Origin of the sequence: Variovorax sp. VRV01 (assembly GCF_014852545.1) — a bacterium.
GTDB classification, from domain to species: Bacteria; Pseudomonadota; Gammaproteobacteria; order Burkholderiales; family Burkholderiaceae_C; genus Variovorax; species Variovorax beijingensis_A.
Genome location: NZ_JACVBS010000028.1, coordinates 42,416 through 58,517 on the forward strand (window position 1 = coordinate 42,416; position 16,102 = coordinate 58,517).

Below are 16,102 nucleotides of genomic sequence, written 5' to 3' on the forward strand. Positions count from 1 at the left end.
TCAGTGCCAGCGGGCAGCGATCGGCATCTGGCGGCCGGAGCCGAAGGCCCGCGGCCGGACCCGCACGATGGGCGGCGACTGCCGCCGCTTGTACTCGTTGCGCGCCACCATGCCGCGGATGCGCTCGACCAGCGCCGCGCCCTCGGGCGTGGCGCGCAGCCGGTCGACGAAGGTGCGCGCCTGTTCGTACTCTTCTCCCGCGAGCCGCCGGCCCTCGATCAGCAGCTTGAGAATTTCGTCGAGCACTTCGTACGGCGGCAGGCTGTCGGCATCCTTCTGCCCCGGCGCGAGCTCGGCGGAGGGTTCCTTGTCGAGGATGGCCTGCGGGATGAGCTCGCGCCCGGCCTGTGCGTTCAAGTGCCGCGACAGTGCGAAGACCTCGGTCTTGTAGAGGTCGCCGATCAGGCCCAGGCCGCCGTTGGTGTCGCCATACAGCGTGCAGTAGCCGACCGAGATCTCGGACTTGTTGCCCGTGGTCAGCAGCAGGTGGCCGAAGCTGTTGGAGTGGCCCATGAGGATCGTGCCGCGCACGCGCGCCTGCAAATTCTCGAGTGCAACGCCCTCGAGGCCTTGGCCAAAGGCCGTCTCGAAGCCTCGCTCGAACTGCGCGACGATGTCCGCGATGGCATGCGCCTTGAGCGGCACGCCGAGGTTGCGGCACAGCGTCTCGGAATCGTCCACCGACCCCGCCGAGGAAAAGCGCGATGGCATCGTGACGGCCACGACGTTCTGCGCGCCCAGTGCCTCGACCGCCAGCGCGAGCGTCAGCGCCGAGTCGATGCCGCCGGACGAGCCGACCACCGCCTGCCGGAAGCCGCAGCGCCGCGCATAGTCGCGCAGGCCCAGCACGATCTGCTGGCGATAGAACTCCAGCGTCGGCAGGCCTTGCGGCGGCACGCGCGGCCGCGCCTCGCCGGCCGGCGTGAGGAAGCGGCCATCGTCGAAGCGCAAGGTGCATACGTCCTGCGCGAAGCGGCGCGCCTCGTACACCACGCCGGCCTGCGGCTCGACCGCGAACGAGGCTCCGTCGTACACCAGCTGGTCGTGCCCACCCACCTGGTTGACGTAGAGGATGGGCAGGCCGTTGCGGCGGCTGGCCGCACCGAAGATGCGGTGCCGCTGCTCGCGCTTGCCGATGTTCGACGGACTCGCGTTGATCGACACCACGAGGTCGGGCGCGGCATCGCGCATGCGGTCGAAGGGATTGACGAGATAGTCCTCGCCCTCGTCGTTCCAGCCGTCCTCGCAGATCAGGAATCCCACGCGCGTGTCGCGGATGCGCAGCACGCGCGCCACGTCGGGGCCCGGCTCGAAGTGCCGGCGCTCGTCGAAGACGTTGTAGGTCGGCAGCAGCTGCTTGGCGTATTCGAGCCGCACCTCGCCCGCGCAGATGACGCGCAGCACATTGCGGAGCTTCTTGCCCGCGCCCTCGCGCCGCGCCGGCAGGCCGACCGCCCAGTGCAGCGCCGGCATCTCGCGCGACGCCGAGAGCAGCTGCCCGGACGCGTCGTCCACGCGCTCCATGAAGCCCTCTTCCTCCAGCAGGTCGGCCGGGTAGTAGGCCGTGAGCGACAGCTCGGAGAAGACCACCAGGTCGGCCTGCGCGGCCGCGGCCCGGCGCGCGGCCTCGATCATCTGCGCGGCGTTGCCGGCCAGGTCGCCGATGGTGGGGTTGAGCTGCGCGACAGTGATGCAGAGCATGGCCTCACCCCCCGATCTGGAAGACCTGGCGCAGGTAGGCCAGGAAGGTCTGGTCTTCGCACAGCGTCTTGCCCGGGCTGTCCGACAGCTTGGCCACCGGCTGGCCGTTGCAACCCGTGAGCTTCATCACGATGTTCAGCGGCGTGAGGCCGACGTCGTTGCTCAGGTGGGTGCCGATGCCGAAGCCGGTCTGGGTGCGGTCGGCGAAGGTGCGGTACAGCCCGATCGCCGTTGGCAGGTCGAGCCCGTCGGAGAACACCAGCCGCTTGGTGTGCGCATCGATGCGCAGCCTGGCGTAGTGCGCCAGCGCCTTCTCGCCCCAGGCGACGGGGTCGCCCGAGTCGTGCCGGAGGCCGTCGAACAGCTTGGCGAAGTACAGGTCGAAGTCGGCCAGGAAGGCATCCATGCCGACCACGTCGGTCAGCGCCACGCCCAGATCGCCGCGGTATTCCTGCACCCAGCCTTCCAGCGCGGCCTTCTGGAAGTCGCGCAGCCGCACGCCGAGCGCCTGGTAGGTCTGCAGGTACTCGTGCGCCATGGTGCCGATGGGCACCAGCTCCAGCTCCTTGGCCAGCAGCACGTTGGAAGTGCCCTTGAAGTACATCGGCACCTCGCGCTTGAGCGTGCCGACCACTTCGCGCTGCCAGTCGCGCGAGAAGCGGCGGCGCACGCCGAAGTCGAAGAACTCGAAGGGATGCCGCGCCGCCGGCTCGTCCGCGAAACTGCGCAGCAGTTCGATCTTGGCCTGCAGGCGCTGGCGGCCCTCGGCCAGCGCGGACTTCGCATCGAAGCGGCGGAAATACAGCTCGTTGACGATCGCGAGCACGAAGATCTCGAACGCCATCGTGTGCACCTGCGGGCCGACCGCACGGATGCGCAGCGCATCGCCCTCGGCCGCAGCGGTGATGAACTCGCGCTGGAAACTGAAGATGCGCAGGAAGTCGACGAAGTCGCTCTTGATGTAGCGCAGGCCGCGCAGGTAGGCGAGTTCGCCAGGCGCGAAACGCAGCGAGCAGAAATGGTCGAGCTGCTCGTTGACGTCCGCCAGCAGCTCGGCCAGCGGATAGGCCGGCTGGTTGCGGCACACGAAGCGGTACTCGGCCTGCGTCTGCGGGTGGCTGTGCAGCATGGCCTGCCACATCGTGAACTTGTACAGGTCGGTGTCCAGCAGGCTCTGGATGATCGGTTGCATGGTGTGCTCCTTGGGCAGGTTCGCGTCAGGCGTTGGCCGCCAGCAGTGCGAGCACTTCGGCGCTGGTGTGAAGCAGCACGCCACGTGCGGCCATGTCGTCCAGGAAGGCCTGGTGCTGCGCCTCGAAGCCGGTCACGGGGCTCATGCAGTCGGTGACCAGCACCAGCTTGGCGGGCCTGCCCGAGGGCAGGTTGGCGGCGATGTGCTCCGTCGTGGCTTTCACGCAGTGGCTGCTGGCTTCGCCCGCGATGACGATCAGGTCGGCGCGGTCGAGCGACGCGACCAGCCGCATGTTGAGCGCGGTGCCGGGATCGTCGACATCCGGCACCTCGGCCTGGACGGCGCTGTAGTGCTCGGTCCAGGGATTGCTGCCTTTGGCGATCTTTTCCACCAGGCCGGCCTGTGCGTCTTCCCATTCGTTGTAGGCAGCCTTGACGGCGGCATGCACGTTGTGGCCCCAGCTGCCGATCTCGCAGTGCACCGGCCACACCATCAGCGTGTAGCGGCCCCTGCGCTCGAGCTCGTCGAGGTAGGCCAGCGCGCGCGGCAGGGCCGCGGCGTCGCGGGGCCGGTAGTCGCCGGCGCGAACCTGCGCCGCCGTGATCGGGGTGAAGGGCGCGACGGCGCCGCCGCCGCGCGCTTGCCAGAACGTGGGGTGCGCGATGTCGAACCTGTGGTGCGAATCCAGCGTGACGGTGATGCCCGCGATGCCGCCCGCCCCTTCCCGGATGAGGCCGGCCAGCCTCAGCATGTCGGCATGGGCCCCCACCACGGGCAGGGCCGGCCGCAGCGGCGCGCCCGTGGCGGGGTCGGTCCCGAGCCAGCCGGCCGGCAGGTCGCAGAAATCGTTCTGCGGATCGATCACGAGGAGATGGATGTTCTGCTTCATGGCGTCCTCTTTTTAGTTGTACTGTACAACTCTCATTGGTTGCACTGTACAACCATGAGGAGAAAAGTCAAGCGTCCGGCTGCTCCGTGTCGCGCGGGCTGAAGGTGCGGGGAAACAGGGCGGCCTGCGACCGGTCACGCAGCCGGTAGCCCATGGCCGGCCGGCCGGTGGTGCCCTCCACCGTGCCGGCTTCCTCCATGAAGCCGCCATCGAGCATCCGCTTGCGGAAGGCGCTCTTGTCGACCGCGCGGCCCAGCACGACCTCGTAGGTGTGCTGCAGCTGCGGCAGCGTGAAGGGCTCGTTGAGCAGGAAGGCCGGCAGCGAGGTGTATTCCACCTTGCTGCGCAGCCGCGCCACGGCACTGGCCAGGATCCCCGCATGATCGAACGCCAGCCGCTTGCGGCTCGCTGCCGCGGCGTCCATCCATTCGGCCTGCGCGGCATCCGCACCCTTGCCGGGCACGAGCGCCTGGGCCGGCATCAGCGCGAAGAACGCATGCGTGGCCGACCAGCCCCGCGGATCGCGGTGCGCGTCGCCCCAGCTACCCAGCTGCTCGAGATACGGTGCGGCAACACCAGTCTTCTCCCGCAGCTTGCGCAGCGCGCAGTCGAGCAGGCTGGCATCCTTTCCGATGTCGATGAAGCCTCCAGGAAGCGCCCAGCGCCCCGGATAAGGATCGTCGGCGGCGTCCGGGCGGCGTACCAGCACGACCTTCAGCGCATCCTCCAGCACGGTGAAGATGACCACGTCGACGGTGACCAGCGGCCTGGGGAAATCCAGGCCGGCCTGCTTTTTGGGAGATGGCTTCAAGACACGGGCTCCTCTTGCTTTGTTGTACAGAACAACTCTGAAGGGAGAATATAGCGGCCGACAGGCGCCGAGGCTCGCCGTCACCGGCCGGTCCACCTTCGTTTAAGCTCCACCGCCCAAGCTCTTTCGAGGTTCCCATGCTCCAAATGCGCCCCGGGTGCGAGTGCTGCGATCGAGACCTGCCGCCGGACTCGGCCGATGCCCGCATCTGCTCCTTCGAATGCACGTTCTGCAGCGACTGCGCCGACCGGCGCCTCGCCGGGAGCTGTCCCAATTGCGGCGGAGAATTGCTGCCGCGCCCCTCGCGGCCGGCCGCCAAGCTCGGGAAGTACCCCGGTTCGGCGACGCGGGTGTTCAACCCCGAAGGCTGCAAGGCAGCGTCCTGAGCCCTGCGTCGCCCCAGGCGATCGCGCTGCACGGAGACTCGCATGAGAAAACTGCGAATCATGGAACACATCTCGCTGGACGGCGTGATCCAGCACTCCCGCGACGGGGACGATTTCCCCTACAGCGACTGGACCGCGGCCTACCGCACCCCCGCTGGCAGGGACGCGATCCTCGCCGCGTATGGCGAGAGCTTCGACCTGCTGCTTGGCCGCCGCACCTACGACATCTGGTCGGCCTTCTGGCCCAAGGCCCCGCGCAGCCCGATGGCGGATGCCCTCAATGCGGCCACGAAATACGTCGCCACCCACCGTCCGGAAAGCCTTGAATGGGGGCCGTTCGAGGAGCTCGGAACGGACATCGTCGAAGGCGTTCGCCGCATCAAGTCGCATGGCGGGCCAGACCTCATCCTCTCGGGCAGCTCGACGCTGACTTCGGCGCTCCTCGAACACGCGCTCGTGGATGAGGTTCTGCTGATCGTCTATCCGGTCCTGCTGGGCACGGGGAAGCGCTTCTTTGCGGAGGGAACGCCGCCGCGGTCCTTCGAACTCGCCGGCACGAAGGCGATGCCGTCCGGCGTCATCCTCAGCACCTACAAGCTCGCCGGACCTTTGAGGACCGGATAGTTCGCGGTGAGGCACGTCGTCCGGACCGGCTTGCCCGGCGTTCGGCGCACCGCTATAAAGAAGGGCAAGGCCGGCATTCGGATCGCCCGGCCTGTCACGCGACGCAACAGGCGCCGTACGGGAGGCTCCCGATGAGCAACACATACGATCTCGCCGGCAAGTTTGCCATTGTGACGGGCGGGGCCAAGAGCATTGGAAGAGCCATTGCAGAACTCTTTCTCGCCAACGGGTGCGGCGTCTGCATCTGGGACGCGGATCGCGCAGAGGTACCCGGCGCGCGATCCGCTCTTGTCGACATCACGCGATCCGACGACATCCGGCGTGGCCTGGCCGAGCTCGGGGACGCACAGCGCATCGACATCCTCGTCAACTGCGCGGGCTATCTCGGCCGCGCAACGAGCTTCAAGGACCACGACCCCGGCGACTGGCAGCGCATCATCGACGTGAACCTCGCTGGCACGATGCGGGTCACGCAGGCCGTGCTCCCCCGCATGCTGCAGCAGCGCTCGGGACGCATCGTCAACCTCGGCTCGCTGGCTGGCAGGGAAGGACTGCCGGGCATCACCGCCTACTCGGCGGCCAGTGCCGGCATCATCGCCCTCACCAAGGCCTTGGGCCGCGAGATCGCCAGCGAAAACGTCTTTGTCAATTGCGTGGCACCCGGCCCCATCGATACCGACATGATCCGCGACCTCGGCCCGGACGTCGTCGATCGCATGATCCAGGACAGCCCCCTGCGCCGTCTTGGCCAGCGCGACGAGGTGGCCCACCTGGTCGCGTGGCTGTGCACCGAGGCCAGCCGCTTCAACACCGGTGCCGTCTTCGACATGTCCGGCGGCCGCGCCCGCTCCTGATTGCGGGATGGGGGCTTGCCTGAACGGCGCGAGCGCTTCACAAGCACCGCAGCGCTGGCGTGGACAAGACCGGCAGCCCCAGCGCATACTGAAAGACGGCTCCCTCGCACGAAAGGAGTTCTGCCGTGTTCACAACTGAAGTTCATTTGCCCGAGCTCGCCTTGCTGGCCGGGACCCGCGGCGCCTTGGGAGCGGGAGTGGGCCTGCTGCTTTCCGACAAGCTCAGCCCGGAGCAACGCAAGTACATCGGATGGACGCTGGTGGCCGTCGGCGTGTTGACCACGATCCCGCTCGCGGCCCTGCTGTTCGGTCGCCGCCGCAGAAGCGGCGCGCGGCATGCAGGCACGCCGGAAAGTCCGGAACCGCCCGAATCCGCGCGTTGAGGGGAATGCTCACGGCGCCGATGCGGCGCCGAGTGCCTGGTCCAGCGCCGGATTCGCCGGCCCGATCCCCCTCGCTACACCACCGTCCAGCCGCGACCTCCGGCCGGGTCGAGCTCGCGATGGCATTGCGTGAGTCCATCGTCCAGGTCGAGCGTGACGCCGATGCGCCAATGGCCGGCTTCGCCGCGCTCCACCCGTACCACGGCAAAGCCGTTGCCGGTGCCCACGGCCGCGGTGACCATGGTGGCACCGAAGGCACCGGGCTCGGGGCCGAGCTCGACCCGGCCGTCGAGCCAGAACGCATCGGGCCGCGCATTGACGAAGGTCCAGGGCGCATACAGCCCCGAGGACACGACCGAGATCACCTCCACCGGCCCGTCCGCCGCCTGCAGCCAGAGGCTGGACACGCTCGACATGTGGCGGTCGCCCGACAGCACCACCACATGCCGCGCGGCGGTGTCGCGCAGCAGTTCGAGCAGCGCGCGCTGCGAGGCCGGGTATCCGCTCCAGTCGTCCAGCCCCAGGCGTTGCGCCGGGTCGCCGAAGACGGCCGCGCGCGGCATCGGGAACAGCGCCACCGGCGACACGATGAACTTGGGCAATGCGGCGGGTGCGGCCTCCAGCCACTTCCTCAGGTCGCCCAGCCCGGCCTCGGCGCGGATCGACGCCTGCTCCAGCGGCGCGGCCTGCGCGTCCGGGCGCAGCGCGCGGCGCTGGCGCGTGCTGCGCGTGTCGAGCATGTAGAACGGAAAGCCGGCCGGCGCCACGCGGTAGTCGAAGGGACGCGGGTCGCGATGCGGACCGCTGCCGCGCACCACCTTGTGCTGCTGCGCGGCGTAGCCGTCGAGCGCGGCGCGCACGGCCGGCGTGCCATCGAGGCCGGGCTCCGGCTCCCAGTCGTCCATCACCTCGTGATCGTCGAGCAGCGGATAGGTCGGCAGCGAGGCCATCACCTGGCGCAGCGCCTCCAGCCTGAAGGTGAGCGCATAGGCCTGGCCGACGTCGTCGCCGCCCGCCGGCACGAAAAGGCCCGCGGTCTGGTCGACATACACCTGGTCGCCGGCCAGCACCAGCAACTGCGGCTTGTGCGGCGGCGCGAGCTGCTCGAGCCGCTGCGCGAGACGCCGGTACGAGGCCTGGGCGGGCAGCCGGTCGACCAGGCCCGGCAGGTACTGGCAACTGGCGAGCGCGAAGCACAGCGAGGCCTGCGCGGGCTCGCCCTCGCGCTGCACGGCGCCGGTCCATGCGGGGTCGAGGCGCACCACGGCGCGCTCGCGCTGCGCGTCGCCGGCCGCCTCCAGCGTTCGCATCACCTGCTCGCGGATCGGGCCGATGGGCTCGTCCTGCGGCTGCGCGAACAGCCCGGCCGCCAGCCGCCGGCCCAGCACTTCGATCGGGCCGCGCGCCATGGGCAGGTCGTCGTGCGCCGTCAGCACCGCGAAGCCCTGGTACTCGGCGAGCCGGTCGTCGAACAGGTCGATCTCCACCGCCTCCTGCAGGAGCTTCTCGCGCGTGGTCTCCATGGCCACCATGCCTTCGAAGTCGAAGCACCAGCGCCCGTCGCGGCGCCGCGCCGGCACGAAGACCACGGCGCGCGCCGACACGTGCGCGGGCGGCGGGCGCAGCGCCAGCCGGCAATGCAGCCGGCCCGCGTTGCCCGCCGAGCGGCTCGCATGGCCGAGCCATGGGCCGGTCCACGGCAGGCTGGCCCGCCAGTCGGGCGGCACCGACTCGCCGGGGCCGGGCTTGGTGTCGAAGGCCTCGAGGAAGCGCACGATGTGCGGGAACACGTCGATGCAGGCCTTCTCGCCGATCAGCGTGTCCTGGTGGCCATAGGCGCCGAGCACAAGCAGCTGGTGCGGGGTGCCTTCGCCGAGGAACAGGTCGCCCGCGGAAGGCTTCGAAGCGTCCGACGGGTCCGGCAGCTGCGGCGGCTCGCGCGGCAGGCCTTCGTCCTTGCCGAACACGCGCTTGAGCAGCCAGAAGCTCTCGTACGAGCCGCGCCAGTCGAACACCGCGTTGCGCTGCCCGTGCAGCATGAGCACCGGGAAACCGAAGCGCTGGCCGAGCTGCTCGAAGCCGACCGCATGGCCCTGCCCGCCGGCGTCGGTCAGCACCTCTTCGCGGGCGTAGCAGCCGACCTGGGCGAGGCCGCGCACTTTCACGAAGCCGTAGATCGAATCGAGCGCATCGAGCGTGTCCTTGCCGATGTTGTGCAGCCGCATGGTCTGGCCGAAGATGGCGTCGGCCCGGTGCCGCACGGCCGCGAAGCCCGGCGCCTGGCGCAGGCGCTCGGCCTCGCCATCGTCGTCGGGATAGGGAAAGGTTGCCAGCAGGCCATCGACGAGCAGGCGCTTCATGGGCGTGAGTGCGGGGCGCGTGTCGAACTCGTCGGTGCCGAGGTACTGCTGCAGGTAGCCCGCCACATAGCCGCGGAAGCGGTTGAAGGCGGTGGCGCGCAGCAGCGGCCCCACCTGCGACAGCACCACCGCGCCGATCGACGCATGCAGCTCGGGCAGCCGCAGCACCGCCACGCTGAACATGGCGGCGCCGATGCAGTGCGCCACCACGTCGACCTGCACGGGCGCCGGGTCGCCGGGCGTGGCATGCGCCGCCTGCACGGTGCGCAGCGCGTCGGGGATGTCGGCCTCGGCCGCCTCGTCGAACGACCAGCAGGGCCGCGGCCGGTCCGCAAAGCCGATGCTGGTGCGCAGGTCGAGCACCCAGACCTCGCGCCCGGCCGCGAGCAGGCTGTGCACCAGGTTGCCGGGAATGCTCTTGTGCGCGAAGGTGGAGCCGCTCGCACCGTAGCCGTGGATCAGCATCACGGGCCGCGCGCCCGCGCGGCGCACCGGCGGACGGTAGCGCGACAGCAGCCGCGGCGGTGCACGGCCCGGGCCGGCCGCGGCGGCGGCGAGCTCGACTGGCTCGGGACGCACGCCGTGCACCTCGCCGGGCAGGCGCTCCCAGATGCGCTGCGGCGAGTCGGGCGGCGGCACGAAATGCAGCAGGTGGACCTGCAGCACGATGCGCAGCACCCACAGCGCCAGTTCGGCGAGGTCGCCGAGCTGGTTCGGCATGTCCTGCTGGTGCTCGACGCGCAGCAGGGGCTGCAGCTGCTCGACGAAGTAGGAAGGGTCCAGCACCATGCGGCCCAGCGGCGTCGAACCCTCGGGGCCGACGCGCTGCAGTTCGCCCTCGCTGAGTTGCCGCCACGGGTTGCCGCCCTCGACGAAGGCGACGCGCTTGGTGAGCCGCAGCCGGTCGCCCTGCTTCAGCGGCGCGCCGGCTTCGGCCCGTTCCACCGTCCAGTCGTACACGATGAGGCGCACCTGCCCCAGGTGGGAGCACAGCGCCATCAGGTCGGCCATGGCGGCGCCTTCGAAGGCGCCGCTTTCCTCGCGCTGGCCGTTGCCGCCGTCGCCGTCCGGGCCCGCCATGGCGGTGCGCGCGGACAGCAGCACCTCGGCCAGCGCCAGCAGCTTCTTGCGCGCCAGCCGATGGCTGCGCTGGATGCGCTCGATGCTGTCGCTCTTCTCGCGCACCAGCATCGATGCGGTGCCGGTGCAACGCGCCGTCGGCGCATCCTTGCCCGTGCCGAAGCGCAGGACCACCGCCGGCTGGGCCAGCGCGCGCGGCGTCGCGCGCAGGGCCGGCACGTCGACGGGCTCGAATTCCACCTCGGCGCTCAGCGCGAAGGCCTGCCCCTCGATGTGCACGCGGCCCGTCATCCGTTCCCGCATCGAGACGCGCGTGGGCGCCGGCGCGCGGGGATGTGTCAGGTCGCGCCGCAGCGGGCGCTCCGAGGCCGGAGGCGGCGGCGATCCGGCCAGCGCCAGGCCCCAGTCCGCGGCCAGCATCGGTACCGCGCGCTCGGCCAGTGCCGCGATGGTGAGCGAGGGGTTGATGCCCAGCGACACCGGTACGATCGAGCCGTCGAGCACCGCCAGGCCGGGCAGCAGCCCGGCAGCCGCGCCATGGTGGACGCGGCCCCAGCCGTCGACCACGCCGCGCTCGCGCCCGTCGGCCATGCGGCAGCCGCCGAGCGGATGCACCGTCAGCACCGGGCCCGACGGAGGCAGCAGGGACTCGAGGCTGCTAAACGGCGGGAGCGGATGCCACAGCGGGTTGGGCAGCACGCGCCCGCCGAGCCCGCCCGCGCCGTCGTGGGCCGCATGCAGCGCACGCATCTGTGCCGCGAACACCGGCAGGGCCGCCGCCTTGGCCCACGCGACGCGCACCTGCGCATCGGCCAGCACCGCGTCGCCCGTACCTTGGCCGACCAGGCAGAGGGTGCCGGCGGCGCCGTCGTCGCCCATCATTCCGTAGACCGGCGTGTGCCGCAGCATATCGTCGTCCACGGCCAGCGGATCGCGCGCCTCGTCCGGTGCATGCAGGTCGAGGTCCGTCTGCGCGAGCGCCTGCAGGGCGTCGGTGGTGGTCACCACCTCGGCCAGCAGGCGGCGCAGCGGCGCGGGAATGGCGAACTCCTCGATCACCAGCGGCCGTTCGCCCGGCGCCGCGCAGGTGCGCAGCAGCCCGGTGATGGTCGGCCCGATGCCGCGCTGCGCCGGCGCGTCGCCTTCGGGCGCGCTGGACAGCGCTTCGTCGCGCTGTCCGGCCGCGGCCGCGATCATGTCGCCATTGGCCGAGAAGCCCGCGCCCAGCGCCTGCGAGACGGGCAGGCCCGCGGCCCTGGAGCGCAGCAGCAGCTCGGCGGAGCCCAGCGTGCCGGCGGCCACCACCACCCGCCGCGCGCGCACCACGTAGGGCCGGGCGTTGTCGCTGCGCGCCTTGCGCCGGTCGGTGAAGAAGAATTCGACCGTGTAGCCGGCCCCGCCCGGCAGGGCCGCGATGCGGTGCGCGGTGCCGCCGGTGAACAGGCGCGCGCCGCGCGCATGGGCCAGCGCCAGGTAGTTGGTGTCCAGCGATTTCTTGGCGCGGTGGTTGCAGCCGCTCACGCAGTCGCCGCAGCGCAGGCAGCGGTGCATCGCCACCTGGGCCGGCGTGCGCGTGCCGTCGGCGAAGGCGATCGCGACATGGGCCTTGCCGCGCGATGCCGCATGCAGCCGCGCGCCGGCTTTGAGCAGGGAGTCGAGCTTCGAGACGCTTTCGGGAATCTGCTCCGGCGCCAGCATGGCCTCGGCCTTGCCATAGCCTTCTTCCAGCGCGGCCAGGTCGAGCCCCGCGGGCCAGGCGCCGCCCCCGAAGGCATCGGGCGTGGCACGCTCCATCACCGCCGCATTGATGAGCGACCCGCCGCCCAGCCCGTTGCCGAGCAGCGCGTTCACGTCGCCGCCCAGGCGCAGGTCGAACAGCCCCGAGGCATTGCCGCGCGCGGGCCTGCCGTCCTGCATGCTGAAGCGCACGTGCCCCGGCAGCTCGGCGAAGCTGGCCGGAAACTCGCCCGGCAGGTATTCGCTGCCGCGCTCCAGCAGGTAGACCTTGACGGGTGTCGCGCCCGCCGCGATGCCGGGTGCCGCGTCCAGCGGCAGCGCGCCCGCCAGCCGTGCCGCCGCCACGGCGCCGCCGTAGCCGCTGCCGATGACCAGCACCTCGCAGTGCAGCGCATCGGGCGGCGCGGCGAGGATCTCGCGCACCAGCACCTCGGCGCCCTCCGAGAGCTGGCGGTCGCCGGGGGCAGGGTCGGAAGGGTGGCGGCCGTCGTTCATGTTCGGATCCTCGCGGGATGGATGGCGGGTTCAGGAACCTTCGATGGCCGCAGCCAGCGCGCGGCCGAGCCCGCGCTCGTCGACGGGCTTGCGCAGCAGCGGCAGCGCCTGCCGCCGCGCCGCCTCGACCACCGCCGGGTCGGTGTCGGCCGTGACCATGACGATCGGCAGCGCAGGCCCGGCCGGCTGTGCGCGGCGCCGGGCGCGCAGGCGCTCGGCGGCATCGAAGCCCGAGACGCCGCCGCCGAGCCGGCAGTCGACCACCACCGCATCGGGCTCGCCGATCTGCGCGAGCGCCTCGTCGAGCGTGGCGGCGGACAGCACGCGGCAGCCCATGGCGCCGAGCGCGTTGAGGTAGGCGCCGCGCACCATCGGGTCGTCCTCGATCACCAGCACGCAGCGCCCCGCCAGGCTCCACGGCGTGCCGGCGCCGTCGCCCCCGGGGCCGTCGCCGCCCGCGGGTGCGGCGCGCGGCAGCCGCAGGCGGAAGCAGGCGCCCGCGCCGAGGCTGGAATCGAGCTCGACCGGCACGCCCAGCAGGTCGGCCATCCGCCGCACGATGCCCAGGCCCAGGCCATGCCCCGCGGCGCCGGGGCCCGGCGCCGGGAGCCGGACCAGGTCCTCGAACACGAGCCGGTGGTTCTCGGGGGCGATGCCGGGACCGCTGTCCCGCACCGTCAGCTCGACCTCGTCCTTCGATGCGTCCGGTGCCTCGCGCGCGCCGACCCGCACCTCGACCTGCCCGCCCGCGGGCGAGAACTTGATCGCGTTGTCCACCAGGTTGGCCAGCATGCGGCGCAGCAGGTCGGGGTCGGTGTGCACCTCCAGGCCGGGCGGGCAGGCGGTGTGCAGGGCCACCCGGCGCGCCGCCGCCGCGGCGCCGAAGCTGGCCATCACGGCGGTCAGCAGCCGGTCGATCCGCACGCGCTGCGGCTGCGCCACCACCACGCCGGCGTCGAGCTTCGAGACGTCGAGCAGGGCGTCGAGCATGGCGCGCAGCTGCTCCAGGCTGCTGTCGACCACCTCGACGATGGCGCGTGCGTCGGGCGCCATCGGCACGTGCCGCAGCGCCCCCACGTTGAGCGCCATCGCCTGCAGCGGCTGGCGCAGGTCGTGGCTGGCGCCGGCCAGGAAGCGGCTCTTGTCGTTGTTGGCGCGCACCGCCTGGTCGCGCGCAATGGCCAGCTGCGCGCGCTCGAACTCCAGCGAGGTGGCCAGGGCCTGGTTCTCGGCGCGGATGCCGAACGACTCCTCGAAGGTCTGCAGGTTGCGCCGCGCAAAGCGCGCCTGCACGCCGAAGAACATCAGCACCAGCGCACCCACGCCCCAGCCGAGCCAGCCGCCGGCCGCGAGCCACATGGCCGCCGTGGGCACGAAGAGCAGGCCGGCGTAGGCCAGGAAGGCGGGCATCACGGTCGCGCTGGTGGACACGGCGCCCGCGCCCCAGGACACCAGGATCATCGTGAGGACCGCATCCAGCGTCGGGTCGAGCCGGGCCATGAACAGCGCCGCGGAGCCGTTGCAGGCGCCGATCAGCACGTTCCAGCCCACGGTGGCGCGCAGCCGCGCAGCGATCGGGCGGGCGCGGTCGGCGGCCATGCGCGCAAGCGCGGCGGCGCGCCACTCGCGGCTGGCGATCACCGCCGCGAACCAGCCGAGCACCCAGGGCGCCGGAACGTCGCGCCAGACGATGGCCGCGACGACGACGGCGGTGAGCAGGATCTGCCAGCGCAAGCCCACGGCCTGCTCGGCGACCACCTGCAGGCGCCGCTCGTCCAGCTCGTCACGCGCGGCCGGCATGCTCAGGTCGCCTCGAGCGCCCACGCCGCCTGCGCGTCGAAGACGCGGCACAGGGCATCGGTGCGGTTGCGCGCGCCAAGCGCCCGGTAGACCATCGACAGGTGCACCTTCACGGTGCCCTCGGCAATCAGCAGCTGGCGCGCGATCAGCTTGACCGGCATGCCGCGCATCGCGAGCGCCAGCACCTGGCGCTGGCGCGGCGACAGCTCGACGCGCAGGAAGCCGGCAAGGTCCTCGCGCGGCAGCTCGTCGGGCTCGCGCGCGCGGGTCACGTCGTCGGCCAGCACGAACTCGGCCGGCAGGTAGATGCGGTGGCGCAGCACCACGCGCAGGGCCGCCTCCATGTCCTCGAGCCGGTACGACTTGGGAATGAAGCCGGCGGCGCCGGCCTCGATGATCTCGCGCACGCGCTGCGGCGAGCTTTCCGCCGACTGCATGCACACGGGCGTGGCCTCGAAGTGCGCCTTCACGGCCTTGAGCGCGGCCACCCCGGAGAGCTGGGGCAGGTGGTAGTCGAGCAGCAGCAGGTCGACGCCGGCGGGGTCCAGCTGGCAGGCCTGTTCGGCGTCCCGCACGGCTTCGAAGTGGAAGGGACGGCCGGGTTCGATCTCGGCGGCCATGCGCTCCAGCAGGAGGCGGGTGCCGTTCCAGACGATCTCATGGTCATCGACCAGCAGAACCTTCATACGGGCCTCTCGTCCACGGTGGCCCTCCCCGTCCTGAATGCAGGTTAGCGCAAAGCCCCCCAATAAGCGAGTGCCCGCACCTACACCAAAGGCCTAGTCGGATGGCCGCGCCGGGGACTAGGCGCAGCGCTCAATTGTTGCGGCGGGCACCGCGCGGAAGACTGGCTGCATCGATCGCCACTTCGCATCCGATGCACCGAGGGCCGCCATGAACACCCCCAAGCCTCTTGCCGCGCTGCGTGCCGCATGGGAACCCCTTGCGTGCCGGTTCTGCATCCTCGCGCTGTACCACGAGGGCCTCGCCCGCGCGCTGTGCGCCGCGGCCATGATCGCGGTCTCGCTGCTGGCGGGCTGCGCCGCCCTGCCCGGCGAGGTGCACCGGGTCGCGTCGCACGCGCGCACCGACCTGGGGGACAGTGCGCTCGCGCGCATTGCCGCCGCGTCGCTGCCCGCTTGGGACGAAGCGGCGCCCGAGGCGGCCGAGCTCTCCGGCGTGCGCCTGCTGCCGGGCGGCGACCAGGCCTTCGAGGCGCGCATCGCGCTCGCGCAGGCCGCACGGCACACCGTCGATGCGCAGTACTACGTGGTGGCGGACGACACCTCGGGGCGGCAATTCCTGCGCGCGCTGCGCGACGCCGCGCAGCGCGGCGTGCGCGTGCGCCTGCTGGTCGACGACCTGTACACGGGCGGAGACGACCAGATGCTCGCCGGGCTGGCCGCGCACGCCAACGTGGAGGTGCGCGTCTTCAACCCGCTGCCGGTGCGCAGCGGCGGCCTGCGCACGCGCGTGCTGCTGTCGCTGCACGAGATCGGCCGCGTGAACCGGCGCATGCACAACAAGCTCTTCATCGCCGACAACAGCTTCGCGATCACCGGCGGGCGCAACATCGCCGACGAGTACTTCGGGCGCAGCAAGCCGGCGAACTTCATCGACATGGACGCGCTGCTGGCCGGGCCGGCGGTGCGCGCGTTGTCGGCGAGCTTCGATGCCTTCTGGAACGGGCCGCTGTCCTATCCCTTCGAGGCCGTCGCGGCGGCCGGCGGGCCGCTGCCGGTGGCGGCGCGCGAACGCTTCGCCGCGCGGGTGCGCGAGCCGGGGCACCT

12 protein-coding genes are annotated in these 16,102 nt (G+C 71.4%); 5 read left to right on the forward strand and 7 right to left on the reverse strand.

Annotated elements, in window-relative coordinates; translation table 11 throughout:
• From IB278_RS31115 to IB278_RS31130, 4 genes are all read right to left on the reverse strand, one after another.
• Positions 1-1,701 carry an NAD+ synthase gene (locus IB278_RS31115; RefSeq protein ID WP_192327860.1) on the reverse strand — a complete coding sequence of 567 codons (1,701 nt, stop codon included), beginning with the start codon at positions 1,699-1,701 and terminating at the stop codon, positions 1-3.
• 4 nt (positions 1,702-1,705) lie between these two features.
• The gene (pncB, locus tag IB278_RS31120) at positions 1,706-2,893 is read right to left on the reverse strand and encodes a nicotinate phosphoribosyltransferase (RefSeq protein WP_192327863.1); all 1,188 of its coding nucleotides are present in this window, start codon (positions 2,891-2,893) and stop codon (positions 1,706-1,708) included.
• 25 nt (positions 2,894-2,918) lie between these two features.
• A complete protein-coding gene (locus tag IB278_RS31125; RefSeq protein ID WP_192327866.1) occupies positions 2,919-3,782 on the reverse strand; it encodes a cysteine hydrolase in 864 nt (287 codons plus the stop codon).
• A gap of 67 nt (positions 3,783-3,849) precedes the next feature.
• Positions 3,850-4,593: an NUDIX hydrolase gene (locus IB278_RS31130; protein WP_192327869.1), complete on the reverse strand. Its 744-nt coding sequence runs from the start codon at positions 4,591-4,593 to the stop codon at positions 3,850-3,852.
• A 137-nt stretch (positions 4,594-4,730) separates the two neighbouring features.
• On the opposite strand from IB278_RS31130, the gene IB278_RS31135 reads away from it, so the two are divergent.
• The 4 genes from IB278_RS31135 to IB278_RS31150 all read left to right on the forward strand — a co-directional run bounded on the left by IB278_RS31135 (position 4,731) and on the right by IB278_RS31150 (position 6,840).
• Positions 4,731-4,979, forward strand: coding sequence for a DUF1272 domain-containing protein (locus IB278_RS31135; protein ID WP_192327872.1), 249 nt, complete (start codon positions 4,731-4,733; stop codon positions 4,977-4,979).
• Between the two features lie 60 nt (positions 4,980-5,039).
• Positions 5,040-5,603, forward strand: coding sequence for a dihydrofolate reductase family protein (locus IB278_RS31140; protein WP_225613283.1), 564 nt, complete (start codon positions 5,040-5,042; stop codon positions 5,601-5,603).
• A 131-nt stretch (positions 5,604-5,734) separates the two neighbouring features.
• The gene (locus tag IB278_RS31145; RefSeq protein ID WP_192327878.1) at positions 5,735-6,457 is read left to right on the forward strand and encodes an SDR family NAD(P)-dependent oxidoreductase; all 723 of its coding nucleotides are present in this window, start codon (positions 5,735-5,737) and stop codon (positions 6,455-6,457) included.
• A gap of 125 nt (positions 6,458-6,582) precedes the next feature.
• Positions 6,583-6,840: a hypothetical protein gene (locus IB278_RS31150; RefSeq protein WP_318646723.1), complete on the forward strand. Its 258-nt coding sequence runs from the start codon at positions 6,583-6,585 to the stop codon at positions 6,838-6,840.
• A 74-nt stretch (positions 6,841-6,914) separates the two neighbouring features.
• Here IB278_RS31150 and IB278_RS31155 read toward each other — a convergent pair whose 3' ends face one another.
• Genes IB278_RS31155 through IB278_RS31165 form a run of 3 tightly spaced genes read right to left on the reverse strand, consistent with a single transcriptional unit; the run spans position 6,915 to position 14,998 of the window.
• Positions 6,915-12,512, reverse strand: coding sequence for an alkaline phosphatase D family protein (locus IB278_RS31155; RefSeq protein WP_192327881.1), 5,598 nt, complete (start codon positions 12,510-12,512; stop codon positions 6,915-6,917).
• A 30-nt stretch (positions 12,513-12,542) separates the two neighbouring features.
• Positions 12,543-14,312, reverse strand: coding sequence for a hybrid sensor histidine kinase/response regulator (locus IB278_RS31160; protein WP_192327885.1), 1,770 nt, complete (start codon positions 14,310-14,312; stop codon positions 12,543-12,545).
• Positions 14,313-14,314: 2 nt separating this feature from the next.
• Positions 14,315-14,998 (reverse strand): response regulator, encoded by a 684-nt coding sequence (locus IB278_RS31165; RefSeq protein ID WP_145747744.1) that lies wholly within the window; start codon positions 14,996-14,998, stop codon positions 14,315-14,317.
• Between the two features lie 208 nt (positions 14,999-15,206).
• On the opposite strand from IB278_RS31165, the gene IB278_RS31170 reads away from it, so the two are divergent.
• Positions 15,207-16,102 (forward strand): phospholipase D-like domain-containing protein (locus tag IB278_RS31170; RefSeq protein ID WP_225613284.1); only part of this gene is annotated, 896 nt, incomplete at its 3' end.